20 protein-coding genes and 1 other RNA gene are annotated in these 19,541 nt (G+C 35.7%); 15 read left to right on the top strand and 6 right to left on the bottom strand.

Features of this window, described 5'->3' with window-relative positions:
- Both ACSHWW_RS12120 and ACSHWW_RS12115 read right to left on the bottom strand, forming a co-directional pair.
- A partial coding sequence (locus ACSHWW_RS12120) for an L-type lectin-domain containing protein (protein WP_435682724.1) occupies nt 1-1,526 on the bottom strand: 1,526 nt, incomplete at its 3' end.
- 59 nt (nt 1,527-1,585) lie between these two features.
- The gene (locus tag ACSHWW_RS12115) at nt 1,586-2,809 is read right to left on the bottom strand and encodes an NAD(P)-dependent oxidoreductase (RefSeq protein ID WP_435682723.1); all 1,224 of its coding nucleotides are present in this window, start codon (nt 2,807-2,809) and stop codon (nt 1,586-1,588) included.
- Nucleotides 2,810-2,953: 144 nt separating this feature from the next.
- Here ACSHWW_RS12115 and ACSHWW_RS12110 point away from each other — a divergent pair, with 144 nt between their 5' ends.
- The 7 genes from ACSHWW_RS12110 to ACSHWW_RS12080 all read left to right on the top strand — a co-directional run bounded on the left by ACSHWW_RS12110 (nt 2,954) and on the right by ACSHWW_RS12080 (nt 9,670).
- Complete coding sequence (locus tag ACSHWW_RS12110; RefSeq protein ID WP_435682722.1) at nt 2,954-3,337, top strand: cupredoxin domain-containing protein; 384 nt, start codon at nt 2,954-2,956, stop codon at nt 3,335-3,337.
- A gap of 171 nt (nt 3,338-3,508) precedes the next feature.
- Nucleotides 3,509-3,907, top strand: a transfer-messenger RNA (tmRNA) gene (ssrA, locus tag ACSHWW_RS12105).
- Between the two features lie 419 nt (nt 3,908-4,326).
- Nucleotides 4,327-5,583, top strand: coding sequence for a tail fiber domain-containing protein (locus tag ACSHWW_RS12100; protein ID WP_435682721.1), 1,257 nt, complete (start codon nt 4,327-4,329; stop codon nt 5,581-5,583).
- Nucleotides 5,573-6,832: a tail fiber domain-containing protein gene (locus tag ACSHWW_RS12095; RefSeq protein ID WP_435682720.1), complete on the top strand. Its 1,260-nt coding sequence runs from the start codon at nt 5,573-5,575 to the stop codon at nt 6,830-6,832. Before ACSHWW_RS12100 ends, ACSHWW_RS12095 begins: the two co-directional genes overlap by 11 nt.
- A 10-nt stretch (nt 6,833-6,842) precedes the next feature.
- The gene (locus tag ACSHWW_RS12090) at nt 6,843-8,543 is read left to right on the top strand and encodes a tail fiber domain-containing protein (RefSeq protein WP_435682719.1); all 1,701 of its coding nucleotides are present in this window, start codon (nt 6,843-6,845) and stop codon (nt 8,541-8,543) included.
- A gap of 213 nt (nt 8,544-8,756) precedes the next feature.
- On the top strand, nt 8,757-9,242 hold the full coding sequence (locus tag ACSHWW_RS12085) for a GbsR/MarR family transcriptional regulator (RefSeq protein ID WP_435682718.1): 486 nt from the start codon (nt 8,757-8,759) through the stop codon (nt 9,240-9,242).
- A 173-nt stretch (nt 9,243-9,415) separates the two neighbouring features.
- The gene (locus tag ACSHWW_RS12080; protein WP_435682717.1) at nt 9,416-9,670 is read left to right on the top strand and encodes a tetratricopeptide repeat protein; all 255 of its coding nucleotides are present in this window, start codon (nt 9,416-9,418) and stop codon (nt 9,668-9,670) included.
- Nucleotides 9,671-9,749: 79 nt separating this feature from the next.
- Here ACSHWW_RS12080 and ACSHWW_RS12075 read toward each other — a convergent pair whose 3' ends face one another.
- Together ACSHWW_RS12075 and ACSHWW_RS12070 are read right to left on the bottom strand one after the other, a co-directional pair.
- On the bottom strand, nt 9,750-11,135 hold the full coding sequence (locus ACSHWW_RS12075; protein ID WP_435682716.1) for a sugar porter family MFS transporter: 1,386 nt from the start codon (nt 11,133-11,135) through the stop codon (nt 9,750-9,752).
- Nucleotides 11,136-11,205: 70 nt separating this feature from the next.
- Complete coding sequence (locus tag ACSHWW_RS12070; RefSeq protein ID WP_435682715.1) at nt 11,206-11,622, bottom strand: BLUF domain-containing protein; 417 nt, start codon at nt 11,620-11,622, stop codon at nt 11,206-11,208.
- A 164-nt stretch (nt 11,623-11,786) separates the two neighbouring features.
- Here ACSHWW_RS12070 and ACSHWW_RS12065 point away from each other — a divergent pair, with 164 nt between their 5' ends.
- Entirely contained in the window at nt 11,787-13,502 is a 1,716-nt protein-coding gene (locus ACSHWW_RS12065) for an FAD/NAD(P)-binding protein (protein ID WP_435682714.1), read from the top strand.
- 79 nt (nt 13,503-13,581) lie between these two features.
- Here ACSHWW_RS12065 and ACSHWW_RS12060 read toward each other — a convergent pair whose 3' ends face one another.
- Nucleotides 13,582-14,058: a ferritin-like domain-containing protein gene (locus ACSHWW_RS12060; protein ID WP_435682713.1), complete on the bottom strand. Its 477-nt coding sequence runs from the start codon at nt 14,056-14,058 to the stop codon at nt 13,582-13,584.
- Between the two features lie 25 nt (nt 14,059-14,083).
- Entirely contained in the window at nt 14,084-14,212 is a 129-nt protein-coding gene (locus ACSHWW_RS12055; protein WP_435682712.1) for a hypothetical protein, read from the bottom strand.
- A gap of 221 nt (nt 14,213-14,433) precedes the next feature.
- On the opposite strand from ACSHWW_RS12055, the gene ACSHWW_RS12050 reads away from it, so the two are divergent.
- The 7 genes from ACSHWW_RS12050 (at nt 14,434) to ACSHWW_RS12020 (ending at nt 19,538) form a co-directional block, all read left to right on the top strand.
- Nucleotides 14,434-15,333, top strand: coding sequence for an EamA family transporter (locus ACSHWW_RS12050; RefSeq protein ID WP_435682711.1), 900 nt, complete (start codon nt 14,434-14,436; stop codon nt 15,331-15,333).
- A gap of 113 nt (nt 15,334-15,446) precedes the next feature.
- Nucleotides 15,447-15,863: an HYC_CC_PP family protein gene (locus tag ACSHWW_RS12045; RefSeq protein ID WP_435682710.1), complete on the top strand. Its 417-nt coding sequence runs from the start codon at nt 15,447-15,449 to the stop codon at nt 15,861-15,863.
- A 109-nt stretch (nt 15,864-15,972) separates the two neighbouring features.
- Nucleotides 15,973-16,737, top strand: coding sequence for a hypothetical protein (locus ACSHWW_RS12040; protein ID WP_435682709.1), 765 nt, complete (start codon nt 15,973-15,975; stop codon nt 16,735-16,737).
- 107 nt (nt 16,738-16,844) lie between these two features.
- Nucleotides 16,845-17,474, top strand: coding sequence for a heavy-metal-associated domain-containing protein (locus ACSHWW_RS12035; protein WP_435682708.1), 630 nt, complete (start codon nt 16,845-16,847; stop codon nt 17,472-17,474).
- Between the two features lies 1 nt (nt 17,475).
- Nucleotides 17,476-18,360 carry an NHL repeat-containing protein gene (locus ACSHWW_RS12030; protein ID WP_435682707.1) on the top strand — a complete coding sequence of 295 codons (885 nt, stop codon included), beginning with the start codon at nt 17,476-17,478 and terminating at the stop codon, nt 18,358-18,360.
- Nucleotides 18,347-19,069 (top strand): acetolactate decarboxylase, encoded by a 723-nt coding sequence (locus ACSHWW_RS12025; protein WP_435682706.1) that lies wholly within the window; start codon nt 18,347-18,349, stop codon nt 19,067-19,069. The genes ACSHWW_RS12030 and ACSHWW_RS12025 overlap by 14 nt, the downstream gene beginning before the upstream one ends.
- 16 nt (nt 19,070-19,085) lie before the next feature.
- Nucleotides 19,086-19,538 (top strand): DUF305 domain-containing protein, encoded by a 453-nt coding sequence (locus ACSHWW_RS12020; RefSeq protein ID WP_435682705.1) that lies wholly within the window; start codon nt 19,086-19,088, stop codon nt 19,536-19,538.
- Nucleotides 19,539-19,541 lie beyond the last annotated feature (3 nt).

Below are 19,541 nucleotides of genomic sequence, written 5' to 3'. Positions count from 1 at the left end.
TCATCTACAACTAAATCAAAAGTGGTTGTATCATAACAATCTGGAGAAGTTGCATTTTCTATACGTACATACATCGTTTGTCCACCACTACTGTAGTTAGCGGCAACTGGAGTAGCTCCACCTATTGATCCTAGATCAGCATCTGATTGAGAGACAAAATATTCAATCGTAAAGTTTGCTGCGGTTTGAGATCCTAGAACTTCAGGATTTCGAGATGCTAAATCAAATACTTCAGATCCATTGTTTGATGGATCATCACATAAACGGTATTCAGCTACTGGATTTGCGACTGGTTGAACACTTACACATATTTCAAAATCGGTCGTATTGTAACAGGAATTACTCGCAATAGACTCAATACGGGCATAAATACGTTCACAAATTGTAGTATTCATAAAGTTAGTAGGTAATGCATTCATTCTAGAATCGGCATCTGCCTGTGAAGAATAATAACTTACGGCATACAACGTAGGGTCTTGAGCACCTATAATCGTTGCATCGAGTTGAGATAAATCATAAGTAATAATTCCATCATTACTCGCGTCATCACATACATTGAAATCTGCAACTGGATTTGCGGTAGGTGCTGGACCTACGGTAATGGTTACCGATTCTTGATTTACTATTCCGCAATTATTAGTAATATCTACGGTGTAAGTAGTAGTTACTGCAGGTGTGAAGGTAGGGTTTGCAATGGTCGGGTCACTAACACCGGTTATAGGTGTCCAGCTATAAGCGGTTGCACCATTTACACTAGCATCAAGACTAGTTACAGTATCACCTAAACAAATAGAAGTATCGTCAAGAGTAGTTATCAAATCAGTAAATGAGATGTAATCAAAGCAAACTCGCTGTCTATTTGCGGCTCCACCTGTGGAACCGGTAAATCCAAAATAAACTAAGTTCCTTCCAGCAAATACTTGATTGATTAAATCTCCGGTATAAGTTAATCTCAAACTACAATCAAAATACACACTCATAGTTTGTGTAGTTGAATTCCACTCGATACGTACATCATGTTGATTCCCATCCTCAACATTTATAGAGGTAGCACTAGCTTGCACTGGACCGGCTAAATTTTGTGGAGTATTATGATCGTTTTGCCCACCAGAAACCATTGCGATATGATCAAATGTAGGATCGCCTATGTTTGCATTTTGCCAGGTATCAAATTCTACTGCAAATGAATCAGGTATGGTAAGGTAGCCCATTCCACCACCTAGTCCACCTATCACTGGATCTATACGATTCTTTAAAACAAAAGTGAGTCCATCTGCACCATTTGCGTCGTTATTACCCAAAAAGATTCTAAACTCAACCACAAAGTCATTGAGCATATCAATCTGATCAGGTGCCCAGATAGCTCCAGACTGGCCTGTTTGATTTTGAGTGATTCTATAACAATCATTGTTTTGAGCAGTTGCATTTCCTAAAAGTGTAGGATTAAATTGTGCAGTAGTAATTAAACTGGTTAATAGAAAAACTATTAATAGTGATATTCTGAACTTAAAAAGGGCTGTTTTCATGTATCAATATTCTATAAAATTAGGGATATACTATTCAATTTATCATCATAAATGTTCAACTAATCGACACCATCTACAAAATCTTGTAAGTAGGCAAATCTTTCTGTGAGTTTTCCCTCACTAGTAGTCATACGAGCGCGTTCTAAGATACCGTTTTTATCTCCATTAAAAAATGCTGGAATAACGTGCTTTTCAAACATCTCTCCAAAGCCTTCACTCGCATCCTTAGGCAATTCACAAGGTAAATTATCTACCGCCATGACGGTTATAGAACCAGGAGTCTTGAATGGAACTTCTTTTTCGCCTTGAGCGTCATAACTATAAATAGGATCTGCAATAGTGCTAGGTCTGATGGTACAAGCGATAGGTCCATCGATGTCACAACTCACGTCTGCCACGAGATTGATATTAAAATCTGCTGATTTCATATCTTCTCTAGTGAAAAAATAAGGAGCTCCATTTCCATAGAAATGCCCTGTAATGAGCATGTCTGTAACCTTTGCATATTTCATAAAGTCACTTTTGAGCAACTCAGGATTATTATAACATTCTGTTTTAGTAGGTTTATATCCATCTTTACGAGTATAATAATCTACCACATCAAGCTGTGTATAAACGGTTTGAACATTTTTAAACTGACCTAGTTGTAAGTATTCTTTGGGTTTGAGAGAATGTATTTGTAAGATATCCAGGATTTCTTTAATTCCACCAGCTACTTTACCAGTTCCTGTCATGACTATATTGATAGGTGGCAAATCGCATTTGATACGTTTCAACTCAGCCTTGAGCGCTTTATAATCAGGAAGGTTTTCCACCTTAGGAAGCTCAAACAATCCATCTCTTAATCCTAGTGCACGGAATCCATTGTATGCTCCTACTATTCCAGCATATCTACCGAATCCTATAAGTCGAGCTCCATTTTTCTTTACTATGGTTTCATGATCATAAAGCTCAATTTTCTTATCAAGTATAGTGCGTAGTAAGTCTCTATTATAAGGTTGTTTCTTAATGGTGTGTGAGAAGAAAAAGTATTTTTTATGAGGTATTAAAGCTTCTTTAGGTACTTCTTTTACTCCTATCATCACGTCTGCATCACTCACGTCTTGTTGTACTGATATGCCATGAGCAGCATATTGTGAATCACTGAAAATTCTTATGGGAGAAGATTCTACTGTGAACTCCGCTTTCGCGAAAGCGTGATTCAAACGACCCAACTGCTCTGGAGTAAACACTACTCTCCTATCTGGCGGATTCTTTCTTTCTCTTATTATGGCAAACTTCATGGTGGCTATTTAAAGTAGCAAGATAAGGAAATAGGCTAAAAATATACCGAAGGGAAGAAATGAATAGTAGAAGGGAAAAAACCATCAATTTAATAGCTGTGCGGCGCAGCATCTTTACAGTATTATTAATTTAAAAATAAAATCATGAAAAAGGTAATCGCATTTTTAACCATTGCACTAGTATTTACATTTACTTCTCAGGCTCAAATGGACCATACTCAAGTAAAAACTATTACACTCGAACAAGTTAAAGGAGAATTTGTACAGAAAGAAATTAAGGTAGATCCGGGAACGTATAAGTTTTCAATTTTTAATAATGATGTAGGTCACGATGTAGGATTTGTTCTGGTACCAGTAGGTAAGGACATTTCAAATCCTGAAAACCACATCAAGACCGCTTATGTAACAGAGTCAGTTAGTACTGGGAAGACTCAATCTACTCAGGCGACGACTCTTGCGGCTGGTTCTTATTATTATTTTTGCCCGTTGAACCCTACCGCAACTGATAATTTACTGATAGTTGAATAAGGATATCCATCTCTTATTTTTATTTAATCCCAACCTCAACGGTTGGGATTTTCTATTTATTGATTTGGCATAGTTTTTACAATAGTGTCTGTGACATATTGTTATATTTGTAGTCCTGATTTTCAAAGTTTGGATTTCGGGAATTTTTGAGTGTTACTCAAGAAATAATTTGGGGTCGACTGGTTTTGACAGCGAGACCGAGTTAACTGTAAGCATGTAGAGCGCTGGGAAACAGCTCTTAAATCTCATTTTTCATCTTTTTTAAACGGCGAGAATAACTACGCCCTAGCTGCATAATCCGAATTATAGTAGGATAGTGCCTCGGACTACTAGGTAGTCAAGCAGGAAATCTCTCAGGAGCCTTGATTTACGGCGACTGATTATGAGATTTCGTAAAAGTAAATCTATCCTCATTAGGGCTTTGATGATGAGGAGAAACTCGATTGAAGACAAGCGTTGCTTTGGTAGTTTCTAACCGGTGTAACGACTGAAATCAAATGGAAACTAAACATGTAGAAGGCCGTTAAATCGCTCGTTTGGACGAGAGTTCGATTCTCTCCGACTCCACAAAAAACCACTTGCTATCGTAAGTGGTTTTTTTATGCGGTCAACTGAAAAAAGCCAACTGTTAAAATCGCTCATTACACACAAAGAGATTCTCAAACTACACTTTGAAACTATAAAATCATAAATGATTTCTTAATCGACTTATAGATATTTCTTACAGTTTGAAACAGTGAATTGCATATATCAAGGCAGATAACAACTATTTAGAAGTAGGAAAAAGCTTAGATAGTTTAGGGTTCAGATATAACTGAAGTTTTATTAAAAAAAATGCTGCGTATGAACTACGCTTAATGGTTTAAAAATTCTAATAAATAGTACAATTATTGTCATAATCTCAGGATACATCTTAAAAACTATAGGAGTTTCTATATTTTTAGAGAGTGATTTGTGTATAAAGCACAAACCATAGAAAACAGCCCGACATGATAAAGATAATTCCTCTATTGTGCCTAGTTTTAATTGCAATTACAACTAGCGCACAAGTAGGAATAGGAACTAGTGACGTAGAATCTTCTGCATTATTGCAAATAGATTCTAGCACAGATGGTATTCTTATTCCTAGAATGACTGAAACTCAAAAAGATGCCATTGCTACGCCTGCAACTGGCTTATTAATTTTCCAGACTGATCAATCTCCAGGATTTCAATACTATAATGGTGCGGCATGGATAGCTCTCGTCATAGATGGATGGGAAATAAATGGAAATACTAACATAAATAGTAATACTAACTTTCTAGGAACTATAGATCAAGAAGACCTCGTGTTTGCTACTAACAACAACGAGCGCATGAGAATAAGCGATACTGGAAACGTAGGTATTAATGAAAATAATCCTCAAACCGCTTTACACATTACAAGTGCAGGACCAGCGATTAAACTTGTAGATGGCGCTCAAGCAAATGGTAAAGTACTTACTAGTGATGCAAATGGTACTGCCGTATGGTCAGATGCTCCTTCTACATTAAGTGCAACAACAGATCAAGACTGGTTATTTGATACTGGCAGTAATGAAACTGATCCTATTTTCAGACGTGGTGGTGTAGTCATAGGTCGTTCTGGAACTACTACTCATGAACTTGACATCGATACTGGAGTTGATGGAACTACTACCTTAGGGATCGGTGATACAGAAACCATTGAAGATGGTACTAACACTACCTTTTTTAATGCACATACTATTCCTGATGTAAACGCTACACTCTCAACATCTGCAGGGAACAATTCTGGAGCAGGAAGCAACCATAGATGGAACACAACTTACAGTTTAAATAACGTGATTACTGGTTCTGATCGTAATATTAAATCGAATATTACAAATTTATCTTACGGTATTAATGAATTGATGTTATTACAACCTAAATCTTACGTTTGGAAAAACGAACGCTATTTAGATCGAAACATTCCAAATAATTACCGAACACCACAATTAGGTTTTATCGCTCAAGATCTGAATTTAATTATACCTGAAGTTGTTCATTCATTTGATTATGTAACAAATGATGAAAATGCCATGGAAACAGCAGTAAAGGTGAACTCTTCTCACCTAGGAATACGCTATAATGAACTAATAGCCTTGTTAGTTAAATCAAAGCAGGATCAACAAGAACGTTTAGACCAACTACAGACTGAATCAGCGCGCCTCATACAAACCTACAGAAACCTTACTAATGGAAATTAATAAATATATTTTAGTATTAGTCTCTTTAATGTTTTTAAGCATAGAGGCTCAAATAGGAATAGGCACTGATACACCAGAAATAAGCGCTGCCTTAGATTTATCAAGTAATGATAAAGGATTGCTTATACCGCGTATGTCTGAAACTGATAAAAATAATATCACAAATCTTCAAACTGGTAAATTAATTTACCAAACGACAGTACCAGTAGGATTTTATTATTATGATGGCAGCAATTGGATTTTACTAGACGCTGTTGGTGGCTGGCAAACATCTGGAAACACTGGTACCACTACCTCTTCAGATAAAATAGGAACACGCAACAACAATGAGCTGGTAATAAGTACTAATAGTAATGAAAGAATAAGAGTAACTACAGATCAAAAAGTAGGTATAGGAACAAACACACCTGCCACAGTGTTACATTTAAGTGGAACATCACCACTACTTCGTATTCAAGATGGTAATGAAGCGGCTGGTAAATATCTTGTAAGTGATGCTGATGGGCTTGCCTCTTGGGTTACTTTAGGAAACAATTCTGGTGGTGATAATGACTGGATATTTTATGGTACTGGAAATACCGCAAATGATGACGTTTATCATTCTGGTTTAGTCACGGTCGGAAACCTACATAATCCAGGTGGCAATAGAATTTTTAATGGAAGTGCGGCACAATTAGATGTCATTAATTACGACACCAACTGGGTAGGAAACTATCATAACCAAGGCACAGACGTTGGTCTTGGGACCAATGAATACTGTATCGATGATCCATCTGAGTTTTTTATGAGCCACCACGTTGCGCCACTGGTTACTAATACTTGGAATTTTGGTAGCAGTTCTAATTACTGGCGTGCCATTTTCAGTCAAAACTACAGTGTCTCTACTTCAGACATGCGTTTAAAGAACAATTTAAATCGATTTACTTATGGTGTGCAAAAACTCATGAAGCTACGACCAGTATCTTATCAACTCAGGAAAACGACTGTAGGTAATACAATAATTCCAGCTGCAGACCGAACCACGCACTTAGGGTTTATAGCTCAAGAACTTGCTCAAGAAGTTCCAGAAGTAGTAGTTTCTCAATACTGGAAACCCGTAACACCTCATCAATACTTGTTAGAAAACTCACCAACATTAGGTGTGCGATATGCGCAGCTTTTACCAATCATAGTCCAAGCTATAAAAGAGCATGATACAAGTATTAAACTAACCTTGCAGGAACAACAGGACATAATTTCACAATTTTAGATTTCTCCCTATGAAATTCATTTATACTATTATCATATTTTTCTTTAGTGGATTAACCATCGCTCAGGTAGGAATAAATACTATGCTTCCTGAAGCAGCATTAGATATCACTAGCACTGATAAAGGTTTACTAGTTCCACGCATGGTTTCTACAGATCGATTAAATATAGGAACGCCTGCAACTGGATTATTAGTTTATCAAACAGATACTCCAACTGGATTTTATTACTATGATGGTACCGCTTGGATTAGTTTATCAAGTAATAACTGGTCTATAGTAGGAAATAGTGGCACAAATCCAACTGTTGATAAAGTAGGAACCACTGATAATAAAGATTTACGTATTGTAACAAGCAATCAAAACGCCATAAGAGTTAAAAGACAAACTGGTTATGTAGGAATAGGTACAAACAATCCAGACACTTATTTACATGTTGTAGGTGCAAACACTACTGCGAGTGAATATTTTTATGAGGATTTTGAAAGCGGTAGCAACGATACAAATTTAGATAATGCTGTGTATGACTATTCTGCCTCAGACAAAAACCCTAAATACTCAACATTGCAGAATAGTTCTACCGGACTCAATGATCGAACTGCCGCGGCAATTAAAGCTGGTGGTAATGAAGTTTCGTTTTTTGAAACAACTATTAATTTTTCAGTAGATGGAACACTCACTTTTGACTACTACGTTCAAATTGCGACAAACTCTAGTTTTAATTTTTACATAGACCCGTCAACTAATCCTACGGCGGTATTTACGAGCCCTACCACATCTGGTTGGAACACTCTTACCGAAAACATAACCGCAGGAGTTCACACCTTTAGATGGGAACAAATACGACCTACTAATAATGGAGGAAATGGTAATACTGTGTTTATAGACGCTATTAATGCTCAGTCGCCACCATCACCAGTTCTGACTCTAGAAGATGGAACACAAGCAAACGGTAAGATTTTAATTAGTGATGCTACAGGAAATGCGTCATGGGCCATTCCGCCTACTCCTAATAATGACCAAGACTGGATCTTTGAGAACGGAAATCTAGAGACAGATCCTATTTCTAGAACCGGTAAAGTGGTTATAGGTGTCAACAGCAGTACACTACCAGTTCCTCTGCACACATTACACGTATGGAATGGTAATACCTCCGGATCAAAAATGTCGTTTGGATCAGTAGAATTTATTGAAGATGGTATTTCAACACTAATAATCAGTGATGATTTCAGTCCGTTAAATGATAACTCACAAAACCTGGGACTCTCTTCAAATAGATGGCGCGATATATATTCCTTAAATGGTATAAGTTCAAGCGATCGCAACCTTAAAGAACAAATTACAAATATTCCTTATGGGTTAAATGAAGTATTAGAGCTACAACCCATCAGCTATCAGTGGAAAAATGAAAAAATCGGGAATTTCACTATACCTGATAATAAGAAAGAAACACATCTAGGATTCAGTGCACAGCAACTACAAACTGTTATACCAGAGACTGTGGAGAGTGAATACTGGGAATTAGAAGGTGAAGACGCACAAGACCTATTAGTAAGAAAACAAGCTAACTACTTGGGCGTGCGCTACACAGCACTTATTCCAGTCCTTACTAAAGCAATTCAAGAACAACAAGCACAAATTGATCAAATAGAAAATAATAATGCATTAATAAGAGCTGAAATTGCTCGACTGCAGCAAGCGCAAGGCAATTGATGAAGTTTAATTGAGTGCGAGATTGATTGTAAGTATTCCGCTTTCGCGAAAGCGTAAAAACAATACCTGACGTTCTTTAAAACTCTAATGAGGTATTATAATTACAGACCGTTCAATCGCAATTGGGCTACTCAATGACATCTTTAACTTTTTATAGTTCGATACTAAGCGAACTAAACGTAAATTTGCGCTCACTTAAATTACAAGTGCATCATGAGCCATGATACAGAAATAAAAATACTTACTGAAGAAATAGGAGTAAGATTTGAGGACTGCTTGAATCTATCACCTCTTGCAGCTCGTGTATATGCTTTAATTGTATTATCTTCTTATGACGGCCTTACTTTTGAGGAAATAAAAGAATTTACCAGTGCTAGTAAAAGTTCAACTTCTGTAAATATAAATGTACTCACTCAACTAGGTTATATTACTTTCTATACTAAGCCAGGAGACCGTAAACGCTATTTTAAACTATCTAAAAGCTCACAGCTACAACAACTTTCATTGTATCAAGAAGATTTAGATAGAGAAATGGCTGCAGCCAGTAAGATTAATGATTTCAATCAGAAATATCATCCTGAAAAATTCATTAATGAGGAGACTTTTGGTCATATTTATCAAGACTATATTGTTGAGAAAAAACAGTTGGTTCAACGCACTTTAGAAAGGTTAAAACGCTTCCGCGAAAGCGAGAAATAAACGGCCTTATTTAATGTAACGTCATGACAATCAAATTTTAACATACTAAAGTTTATTTTAGTTCGCAATTTTACGAACTAAACGTATATTTGTATTCATAATTTTTCACTCTTAATTCTTTAATAAAGAATAACAGACTTTTGCTAATTATAGATCACCTTTAAAACGACCATATGCAATTTAAATCAATTGATGAGGTAAGGACTTTAAAAAGTCATTACGATGTGGCAAACGAATTATTCTTTAAAAAAGATTATGACGGCGCTCTAGCAGCATACCACAAATGTATTGAAATTGATAGCAACCACATTCCTTCATTGTATAAACTGGCGCAATTGTATAACATCACAGGAGATACCGATAAAGCTGGATCATACAGTCAGAAGGCAAACGGAATCATGAACGGAATATGGGCTGAAAAGCGATAGAAACCGCTTGTAAGACATAAAGCATATAAGACTGCTGGACTTATTATTGCGTGTGACGTCTATCCTATTTAACCTATTACTAGTCCCAAAATTTCTCAATTTCCTCTAAGGTCTTACCTTTAGTCTCAGGAATAAACTTATAGGTCACATAAACGATAATAAGTATAAAGAGAATAAATATAAAGTAAGGTAAAGATCCGTTCCATGGTTGAGAATTATTAGTCTCACTTCCCATCACTACAGGAAAAGATTGAGATACCACATAATTTGCTGCCCATTGTGCCGCTACGGCTACTGACATAGCTACACTTCTTATCTTATTAGGAAACATTTCAGAAAGTAGTACCCAAACTACCGGACCCATTGATAAAGCAAAAGAGGCGATAAATATCAATACTCCTATTAACGATATCATACCTACACTTTCCTGTTGAAGAGAAACTCCTAAAAGCAAGAACCCTACAATCATTCCTACCGAACCTATATATAATAGCGGTTTACGACCAAATTTATCCACCGTAAACATTGCCACAAAAGTAAATACCAGATTTACAAATGCTAGCAAAATTTGCTGTGCAAGAATATCCTCTTTACCGAAGCCTAAGGCTTTCTCAAAAATATCGGCTCCATAATATAGCACTGCATTTATTCCAGTGAATTGCTGCAGCATTGAAAGTGCAGTTCCTATTATAATAATTCCGAAAATGGCTTTAGAAAAATAACTCAACTTGACACCTGAATTTTGATCCTTCTCAAGTGAGATTTTTATTTGAGCTAATTCTGTTGAGGCGCTTTCTGCACCGTTGATTTTAGTCAGTACTTGTAGAGCCTCTGGATCATTTCCTTTAAGAGCCAGCCATCGAGGACTTTTAGGAACAAAGAATAATAAAACTAAAAACAGACCACTAGGAATCAACTCAGACCAGAACATTTTTCTCCATCCTATTTGGATATTCTCAGCTTCAGTAAGACTATTCCCTATAAAATAAGTTGCAAGAAAAACCACAAAAAAACCAATCACTATAGCGAGTTGATAATAAGTCACCATACGACCTCTTATGTTAGATGGAGCAATCTCAGCAATATACATAGGTGCATTCATGGACGCTATACCTATTCCTAATCCACCTAAGATTCTAAAGAAAACCAACATACTCACAGTCTGAGGAAACAGTTCTGGCAATCCAGATCCATAAGCTGAGAGCGTAAATAATAAAGCAGAAATAATCAAAGACCATTTCCTACCTATTTTAATACTTAGCGGTCCGGCAATTATCGCTCCTGCAAGACATCCTAGCAGTGCACTACCTACAACCCAACCTTTTAAAGCATCGCTTAAATCAAAGAATTTTGTTAAGTAAAATTGAGCGCCATTGATAACACCGGTATCGTACCCAAAGAGAAGTCCGCCTAAGGCAGATACGGCAGCAATAAGTAATAAAAAAAGACCATTATTATTTTTCATGATTATAAATTTCAACTTTTAGAAAGATTGAATATAATCTAATATTAAGAAACGCTTTTAACTTAAACTTTTATACCTCATCAAAAATAACAAACGGAGCTAATAATCGACTTATCTTTTCTGAAGTACTGTCGAGTCTATTTGAATCTAAATATGCTTTAATATTCATTAAATCTAGGCCGGATTTCACCACACTAAACTTACTATCATAATTACCGAAAACTAAGTAATCAGCTTTTTTATTAAAGACTTCGTAAATATTATTATGCCTTGAATCTTCTTTAATTCTAGTATAGAGCTCCTGAACAACTTCTTTCTCTCCTTCAAGAATTTGCAAAAACTTGCCAGCTATATGTAATAAAATACCATAGATATTATGATCGTTATTGAATTGATTCGTCTTCGTAAACAGCGATTCAATATCAGTATCAGTTGTGGATGGTTGAGCATCACTAAAATAACAAATGGTATGTAACTCTGTTCCCATGGCAAATATTAAGAGTGAAACGTTTTATTATCACGTTTAGTAAAAATAACACAATCCTTAATTTTCATTAAACAAATTCTCAACATGCCAATTATTTGTGAATTACTCTCTAAAAATAGCGCACTTCAGTAACTAACTTTATATTGTATACTTATTTTAAGACTATGTATCAACTCGCCATAATAGGATTAGGTCCTAGAGGATTATTTGCATTGGAATCTGTATTTGACTCGCTTTCGCGAAAGCGAGATCATAAAAGCCCATCTATATTAATCATAGAATCACAATCAGAATTAGGATGTGGTAGTGCCTGGAGTCTTAAACAACCAGATGAGAACACCATTAACATTTCAGACCGAGCACTAGAATCATTACCTGGTCGAGATGCTATACATTTAGAAAATCATGTGATACCGCAATTTCCTTCATTTATAGAATGGACCAGAGAAAAATATAATCACTCCATTTCTTTTGAGAAAGACACTTATTTTAATAGAAATGTAATGGGTAAATATCTCAATGAGCGCGCTCACTCCATTATAGATGTGCTTATTCATGCAGGATTTTTAACTCTTATAACTGGCAGAGCGACAGGTTTTAAGTTAGAAGGTAGCACATCTATTATCTCATTTGAAAACCAAAACAATGAAGATGTTACTGCATTAAGTGTTTTACTTACTAATGGTCATTTACCACAGAACATTTCTAATCAAGATCAAGGTTTTATAAAACATGCACAAGAAGTCGCAAAAGCAACATATATTCATGATCCTTATGCTACTGCGGTTTATGATACTTATGATAATATTTCTACAGTTGCAATTAAAGGAATGGGATTGAGCATGATAGATGTGGTTCATTTATGTGCTAAAAAATTAAATGGAATTTTTATAAAAAAAACAAAAGATATTTTTTACAGCTTTGATTATGAAAGCAATGTAAAACTTGAGTTAGTTCCTTTTTCACTAGATGGATTACCGGTTATTCCTAAACCTGTAGGAGAAATAGTTGACCAACATTTTGAAGTCAGCGAAGAAAGTATTTTAAAATTACAGAACAAGTTTGAGTTACTTTTTAAAAATCCAGATCATCTCTTGATTGAGGATTTAATTGAGCCCATTGTTGAAATCATAAGTTCTATTTACTTAAAACTTAATCAAACAGAATCTCAAGACACACTAATTCAACTTATAACACAATGGTTATTAGGCAACAATCCTAGCCATTCCTTAATAGTAAAAAGTGATTTAGAGCCAGTAGAGTACATGAAAACATTTTGCTTAATGGCTTATGGGAAAAGTGATTACTCACTTGATTATTCTATAGGACAAATATGGAGAAAGTTACAGCCTACTCTTTATGAATTATTAACGAGCTCACCGTTAAGTCAAGAATTGCAAAGTGAATTTATCAAAGTAGATGAGTTTACTAAAAGGTATTCTTATGGTCCACCAGTAAACCGAGTGCTTCAATTAATCGCTCTTGCCGAGGCTCAAATTTTAAATCTAGATTTCACCATCGATCCTAAGATTAGGGAAACTTTAACCGGTTGGGAACTTCATAATGGAACTAAAAATGTAAAGGTTGAAGCGATGGTTAATGGAGTTCTCGCAAGTCCAGATCTTAAAACTATTAAAGATGATCTCGTAGAAGAAATGTTTAATACTAATTATTTACAGCAATTTCACAAAGAACTAGGAATACTCACAGATGATTACGGCCGTGTACTTACTGACGCTGGCTCGGCTTTAAATATATCAGTATTAGGTAGAAATGCAAAAGGATCTGTTTATGGAGTAGATGCTATACTTGAATGTTTCAGTAATAAAATTACCCGATGGGCAAGTCAGTATGTGGAAGATTTTATGTCTGCAGATTGATTGTATGTGCGAACATTTAAAACATAGAAAAAGCCAGCATTTTAAAATACTGGCTTATGGAGTAGTACTGATTTATAGTTTAGTCTACTATATCTTCTAACTTCTTAATGGTATCAAGTGTGCTTTGAATTCCATTTAATTGAAATCTAACTACATCCTTGAATTCATGCAAGTAATCTTGGTTTTCAAGCACTTCCTGATATTCCTTAACAGCAGCTTCATCACCTCTTATGCATTCTTCTAGAATTGCTTCTTCATTCTTGCCCGTAAAAGCTGTTTTGAAATCCATCCAAGTTCTGTGTGCTGCAGCAGTTGCGCTACCTTTTTCAACTGGCTCGGCATTGAGCTTTCTTAATGAAGCATCTAATTCAGTTGCGTACTGACTGCGATTTGCAGCTTGGTTCTTGAAATAAGTCTTTAATCTACTATTATCAACATCAGTTAACGCATTTTTATAGCCTTTCTCTGCGTCATAATTTTTCTCTAATAATGCATTTAATGCATCTACTGTTGCATCATATGACTTTCTCTGTGCCTCTTCTCTTGTAGTTTCCATAGTTTTTTTTGATTTAAGTTGTTGTTTAATTTAAATTTTGCTCTAATTGTGCTTTCATTTCTTTTACTTCTTTATTACGTTTATGTTCCATGTAATAGTTATAAGCTTGAAACACAACTTGAGCTACGGTTAAGATTTTGAAAAATCGTTTCATTTTTATTTTAAAGGTAACAAGGATATTTCATACAGATTGAGACTTTAATACTATTTAACGTTGGACTATTAAAAAACTATTAAAAAAAGGCTCCAAGTAATAAGATTAACACATTTTATTAACTTAATATTAAATAATAACGTAATCTGATTTGAAATAGATAAGAACAGAAGTTTGACATATCCACTCGCCTAGATTCTCCAAAAAACTATCTTCGCGCCATGTGGATGTATTTGGGTCTTTTGGCCGCTTTATTTTTAGGATTACATAACTTATGTAAAAAGCATGCAGTTCAGGGAAATGAAGTATTCCCAGTTCTTTTAGGCACGCTCATCGCTGGATTTCTTTTAATTCTACCGTTTTTTATTGGATCTATATTCTATCCTCAAGAAACTAAAGAAATAGGCTTTTTCATAGAATCCATTCCATTATCAACTCATGGATACATATTGATAAAGTCCATGATTATGGCTGCGTCTTGGATTCTTGCCTATCAAGCACTTAAACATTTACCGCTTACTATTGTCACACCTATTAGGTCTGCAGGACCATTCTTTACCTTAATAGGCGCCATGGTTATTTATAAAGAAGCGCCTAACTCTTATCAATGGATCGGTTTCTTTTTAATCATACTTTCTGTGATTCTCTACTCACGCATTGGTAAAAAAGAAGGTATTATTTTTAAGAGTAATAAATGGATATTTGCCATTATAGGCGCCACGTTTTTAGGAGCTTCCAGCGGACTCTACGATAAGTTTTTGATTCAAAATTTATCGTTGAATCCGCAGACGTTGCAGTTCTGGTTTTGTTTCTACACCATTTTGATCTTACTAGTCATCCTATCATTTACTTGGTTTCCTTATGCTCAAAAACGTAAAGATTTCAAGTTTAGATGGACCATTCCAGCAGTTGGGATTCTTTTACAAACCGCAGACTATTTTTACTTTAAAGCACTTCAAGATCCTGAGGCGTTAATCATGCTACTATCTGCCATTAAGCGTAGTCAGCTTATAATAGCTGTACTTATAGGCGGATTTATCTTTAAAGAAAAGAACAAGCGTAAAAAACTCGTGCCACTTGCAGGAATCCTCATCGGTGTTTTTCTGATTCTATATTCTTAAATACTAGAAATCAGCGCTGTACTAAAAGAATTAGAACTAATATTTAAAACCACCTTTAATTACCGAGCAATACCTTAACACCTTTTTAGGAACAACTTTTGTATCTTTGAATTATGCTTTTAAAAGTTCTCAAAAATATAAGTTTAACCATACTAGCGGTAGTCGTCTTATGCTCTACCCTATCATTTAGTGTGCATAAACATTTTTGCGGTCCATTTTTAAAAGACATATCTGTCATGGTACCATCACACGGTTGTGGTATGGAAACTACTGATTCAACAGACTCTTGTGCGATATCGCTTGAAAAAAGCTGTTGTAATGATGTGGTAGAACTGGTTAAAGGTCAAGAAGATTTAAAGTTAACTTGGGACAACTTTGACCTCGAGCACCAACAGTTTATAGAATTATTCACACATTCTTACATCTACACAATTACTGGCGGCAGTTATGTAGATCAACCTTTTATTGCCTACTCGCCACCGCTGGTCACACGGGACATACCTGTACTGCACCAGTCTTTCCTTCTCTAGCTCGTGAATCTTGAGCGCATCTTTCTTGCGCGAGTATCACGTGCACAATCATTGTGTACTTCAATTTATTTTTGCGCTATACATGCGCACCACAATTTATATATACACTATGAAACATATTATAATGGTTATGTTGATGGTTTTCGCTTTCGCGAAAGCGTATTCACAAGGACCACCCATCACAGCTGACAAACCTATCATGTTAGGTGGCGGAAGTTTCACCATGAAAACGCTTACTGAAATAAGAAACACAGAACGCGGAACTATAGTTTATGCGCCGGTAATGTTACATTACTTGCCTACTAAAAATTCTCTTGTTGCGCTTCACATTCCTTATACGAGTTATAATTTTAACGATATAGATGGTAGCGGCCTGGCCGACATGAAAATCATGGGGAAATATCAATTCTATCGCAATGACGGAACTGGTAAAACCTTTCGTATGGTTGCCAAAACGCTGCAAACTTTACCTACAGGTAAAGAAATCGATGTTATGGATATTTCCACCGGTAAATATGCTGGTTACTATGGCATAGTTGCTGGACTAGAAACTCTTAAATACGGTATCTCTACAGAGATAGGATATAACTGGATGCCAGACGGTACACTAGATGAATTCAGGACTAAATTAGGTTTTGGGCTTCCATTATTGAAACCTCAGTATCCTAACAAGCAGCTGAATTTATATTTTGAATATAACAGTGTCTGGTTGCATGAACGTGACTGGTATCAACTATTATATTCTCAAGGAATTCAGTACGCAGGAAAAAATATCACTTATGATCTTGCCGTACAGTTGCCATTAGTTCAGGAAATAGATGCTGGTCGAGCACTGAATTATTCCGTGTTTGTAGGAACTCGATACACCTTTTAAATGAATAACCTAAATGTCTTGCTTAGCTTGTCGAAGCAGACTAAATATTAAAAACGTTTTGGTATCAATATTGAAATGAAATATCCAAAACAATAAAACAAAACAAGATGAAAAAAATAACTGTAATTTTAAGCATAATGATTGGTTTACTAGCTTTTACGCAAGCAGATGCACAAACCAATAAAGATAGAGATCAATATGAAGTACAAGTGGACGGACTAGGTTGTCCATTCTGTGCCTACGGACTTGAGAAAAAATTCAAAGAATTTAAAGGAATCAAAGATGTCGCTATCGATATAGAAACTGGTGACTTCTCTTTTAGCTATCCAGCTTCTAAACCATTATCTATGGAAAAAGTGGTTGCTCAAGTAGTAAAAGCAGGCTATACTCCTAACGATGCAAAAATCACTCGCGCAAATGGAACTATTGAAACAAACGAGAAGACAGACGACGTAGCTATGGGCGATGTGACCTCAGCAAAAGTTTTTGTGAACGGTATGTGCGGTATGTGTAAAGCACGTATTGAAAAAGCTACAACGGCACTAGCTGGTGTTGCAAGCGCGACTTGGGATGCAGATACAAAGATGCTAAGCGTGAGTTATGACTCAAAGCAAACGAGTGAAGCTGCTATAGAAAAAGCTGCAGCTGCAGTAGGTCATGATACCAAAGGAACTGTGGCTACTGATAAAGCTTATGATAACTTACACGCATGTTGTAAATATGAAAGAGCTAACTAAGATGAAGCAATTTATATACATCATCGCAGCTGCGGCTGCGATGATTTCTTGTACTGAAAAAGCTGCCGTACCACAAGACTGGCAGTATGAAAAAACAATCTCGCTTGATGATATCAACCCTATAGGGATTGCCATGGATGGTAATGACATTTTCTTAAGTGACGGCGATCACAATCGTGTGGTTAAAGTAGATGATAATGGAAGGATGATGTTTGAGATGGAAGGTTTTGAACGACCTATGCACATCGATTTTGGTGAGGCAGATTTTCAAATTACTGATAAGGTGACGACTTCCATGCTTAAAGAACGTGCGCTTTTTGTACCGGAATATGGTCGTGACTCTATTGCTGTAATGCGTGATAATAAATTAGATTATCTCGTTTTAAAAGACTCTCTAGATGCGCCAGCGGCAATAAGTGTTTATGAAAATGAAATCGCCATCGCAGATTTTTATCCTAATCGTGTACTGTTCTATAACGGTACGGACTGGATAAGCATAGGAACTGAAGGTAAAGAACTAGGACAACTCTACTATCCTACTGATGTACAAATCACAGAAGATAAGATTTTTGTGGCCGACGCTTATAATCATAGAGGTCAAGTTTTTGATAAAACTGGGAAAGGAATCGCTTTCATAGGTGCTGATCAAAAGATTAATGCAGCTACAGGTGTTTTTGTAAATGAAAATGAAATTTTCTTAACCGATTTTGAAAATGGTAGAATCTTAGTTTTTGATTTAGAATACAACCTCAAGCAAATTCTTGAAACTGGAATCGATAAACCTACTGATGTTTATGCTCAAGATGGAGTGCTCTATATTACTAACTACCGTAAAGGTGAATTAGTGAAATATACGCTCAAAGACATCATCGATGAAAAAGTTTAAATTCCTATTGCTACTGGTACTCGCGACCAGCTTGACCAACTGTAATGATGATAACGAACTTAACGGAAAAGTACAACATCGTGGAGCATTAATGAATTTGATGTCTGGAAATCTAGAGGCGACTGCGTCTCTAGATTCTTTGCAAACCTTACCTCATCTTTATGCACTTGGAGCGCTAGAAAATCTTAAAGGAGAAGTACAGATTTTTGATAGCAACTCTTATGTGAGTAAAGCTGGCGCGGCTAATAGCGTAGCTATTGAAGCTGATTATGACCACAATGCTTCATTATTAGTTTATGCTCAAGTTGCTGAATGGACAGAACCGATTCTATTAGATGAGTTCACAGTAAACTCACAGCTAGAAAAACAAATTAAAACTGCTGCTTTTGCAAATGGTATCGATGTAGAAAAGCCATTTCCTTTTTTAATTAAAGGCAAGCCATCTCTTTTGAGTTGGCATGTAATCAATTGGAAAGATGGTGATATGGTTCATTCACATAAAAAGCATAAAGAATCTGGTTCACATGGGACTTTTGAAAATGAAGAGGTAGAAATTATAGGTTTCTATTCTGAAAAGCATAAAGCTATTTTCACCCATCATACTACTTTTCTACACATGCATTTTAAGACAGAAATGGAACATCCTATTGCAGGCCACGTGGATGAATTGAAAGGCAAAGAATTGAATCTTTATTTACCTAGTATTTAATTATAAATTTTTAGTTATGAATTCAAAACCTTATTTAAAATTTGGAATAATGATGTTAACATCATTTGTGATTATGTATGTAGTGATGTTTTTAAATGTAGCTACTACTGACCATGTGATGCTTAGTACCATGCGCACTTACATGACATTATTGATGATTGCACCTATGGCAATTTCAATGATGCTGTTTATGTGGAAGATGTATAAAAACAAAATACTGAATTATATCATTCTGACAATCTCTAGTTTATTACTAGTAAGTGTCTTTTTTATGGAAAGAGAACAAACTGGTATAAGTGATGTACAATGGATGAAGGCAATGATACCTCATCATTCAAGTGCTATTCTTACCAGTTCAAATGCAGACTTAAAAGATCCTGAGGTAAAAAAGCTGGCAAATGACATCATTGAAGCTCAAGAAAGAGAAATTGCTGAGATGAAATCAATGATTAAACGTTTAGAAAACTAAAAC

Source organism: Nonlabens sp. (assembly GCF_051251825.1).
Lineage (GTDB): Bacteria > Bacteroidota > Bacteroidia > Flavobacteriales > Flavobacteriaceae > Nonlabens.
This window is presented reverse-complemented; position numbering and strand designations above follow the sequence as displayed.

Bases quoted from the DNA above. Each gene is read 5' to 3' on its own strand.
- ACSHWW_RS12025 (WP_435682706.1), top strand. From the start codon at position 18,347: ATGAAAAAGTTTAAATTCCTATTGCTACTGGTACTCGCGACCAGCTTG.
- ACSHWW_RS12020 (WP_435682705.1), top strand. From the start codon at position 19,086: ATGAATTCAAAACCTTATTTAAAATTTGGAATAATGATGTTAACATCA.
- ACSHWW_RS12045 (WP_435682710.1), top strand. From the start codon at position 15,447: ATGCTTTTAAAAGTTCTCAAAAATATAAGTTTAACCATACTAGCGGTA.
- ACSHWW_RS12085 (WP_435682718.1), top strand. From the start codon at position 8,757: ATGAGCCATGATACAGAAATAAAAATACTTACTGAAGAAATAGGAGTA.
- ACSHWW_RS12095 (WP_435682720.1), top strand. From the start codon at position 5,573: ATGGAAATTAATAAATATATTTTAGTATTAGTCTCTTTAATGTTTTTA.
- ACSHWW_RS12030 (WP_435682707.1), top strand. From the start codon at position 17,476: ATGAAGCAATTTATATACATCATCGCAGCTGCGGCTGCGATGATTTCT.
- ACSHWW_RS12090 (WP_435682719.1), top strand. From the start codon at position 6,843: ATGAAATTCATTTATACTATTATCATATTTTTCTTTAGTGGATTAACC.
- ACSHWW_RS12075 (WP_435682716.1), bottom strand. From the start codon at position 11,135: ATGAAAAATAATAATGGTCTTTTTTTATTACTTATTGCTGCCGTATCT.
- ACSHWW_RS12065 (WP_435682714.1), top strand. From the start codon at position 11,787: ATGTATCAACTCGCCATAATAGGATTAGGTCCTAGAGGATTATTTGCA.
- ACSHWW_RS12080 (WP_435682717.1), top strand. From the start codon at position 9,416: ATGCAATTTAAATCAATTGATGAGGTAAGGACTTTAAAAAGTCATTAC.
- ACSHWW_RS12115 (WP_435682723.1), bottom strand. From the start codon at position 2,809: ATGAAGTTTGCCATAATAAGAGAAAGAAAGAATCCGCCAGATAGGAGA.
- ACSHWW_RS12055 (WP_435682712.1), bottom strand. From the start codon at position 14,212: ATGAAACGATTTTTCAAAATCTTAACCGTAGCTCAAGTTGTGTTTCAA.
- ACSHWW_RS12100 (WP_435682721.1), top strand. From the start codon at position 4,327: ATGATAAAGATAATTCCTCTATTGTGCCTAGTTTTAATTGCAATTACA.
- ACSHWW_RS12040 (WP_435682709.1), top strand. From the start codon at position 15,973: ATGAAACATATTATAATGGTTATGTTGATGGTTTTCGCTTTCGCGAAA.
- ACSHWW_RS12060 (WP_435682713.1), bottom strand. From the start codon at position 14,058: ATGGAAACTACAAGAGAAGAGGCACAGAGAAAGTCATATGATGCAACA.
- ACSHWW_RS12070 (WP_435682715.1), bottom strand. From the start codon at position 11,622: ATGGGAACAGAGTTACATACCATTTGTTATTTTAGTGATGCTCAACCA.
- ACSHWW_RS12110 (WP_435682722.1), top strand. From the start codon at position 2,954: ATGAAAAAGGTAATCGCATTTTTAACCATTGCACTAGTATTTACATTT.
- ACSHWW_RS12035 (WP_435682708.1), top strand. From the start codon at position 16,845: ATGAAAAAAATAACTGTAATTTTAAGCATAATGATTGGTTTACTAGCT.
- ACSHWW_RS12050 (WP_435682711.1), top strand. From the start codon at position 14,434: ATGTGGATGTATTTGGGTCTTTTGGCCGCTTTATTTTTAGGATTACAT.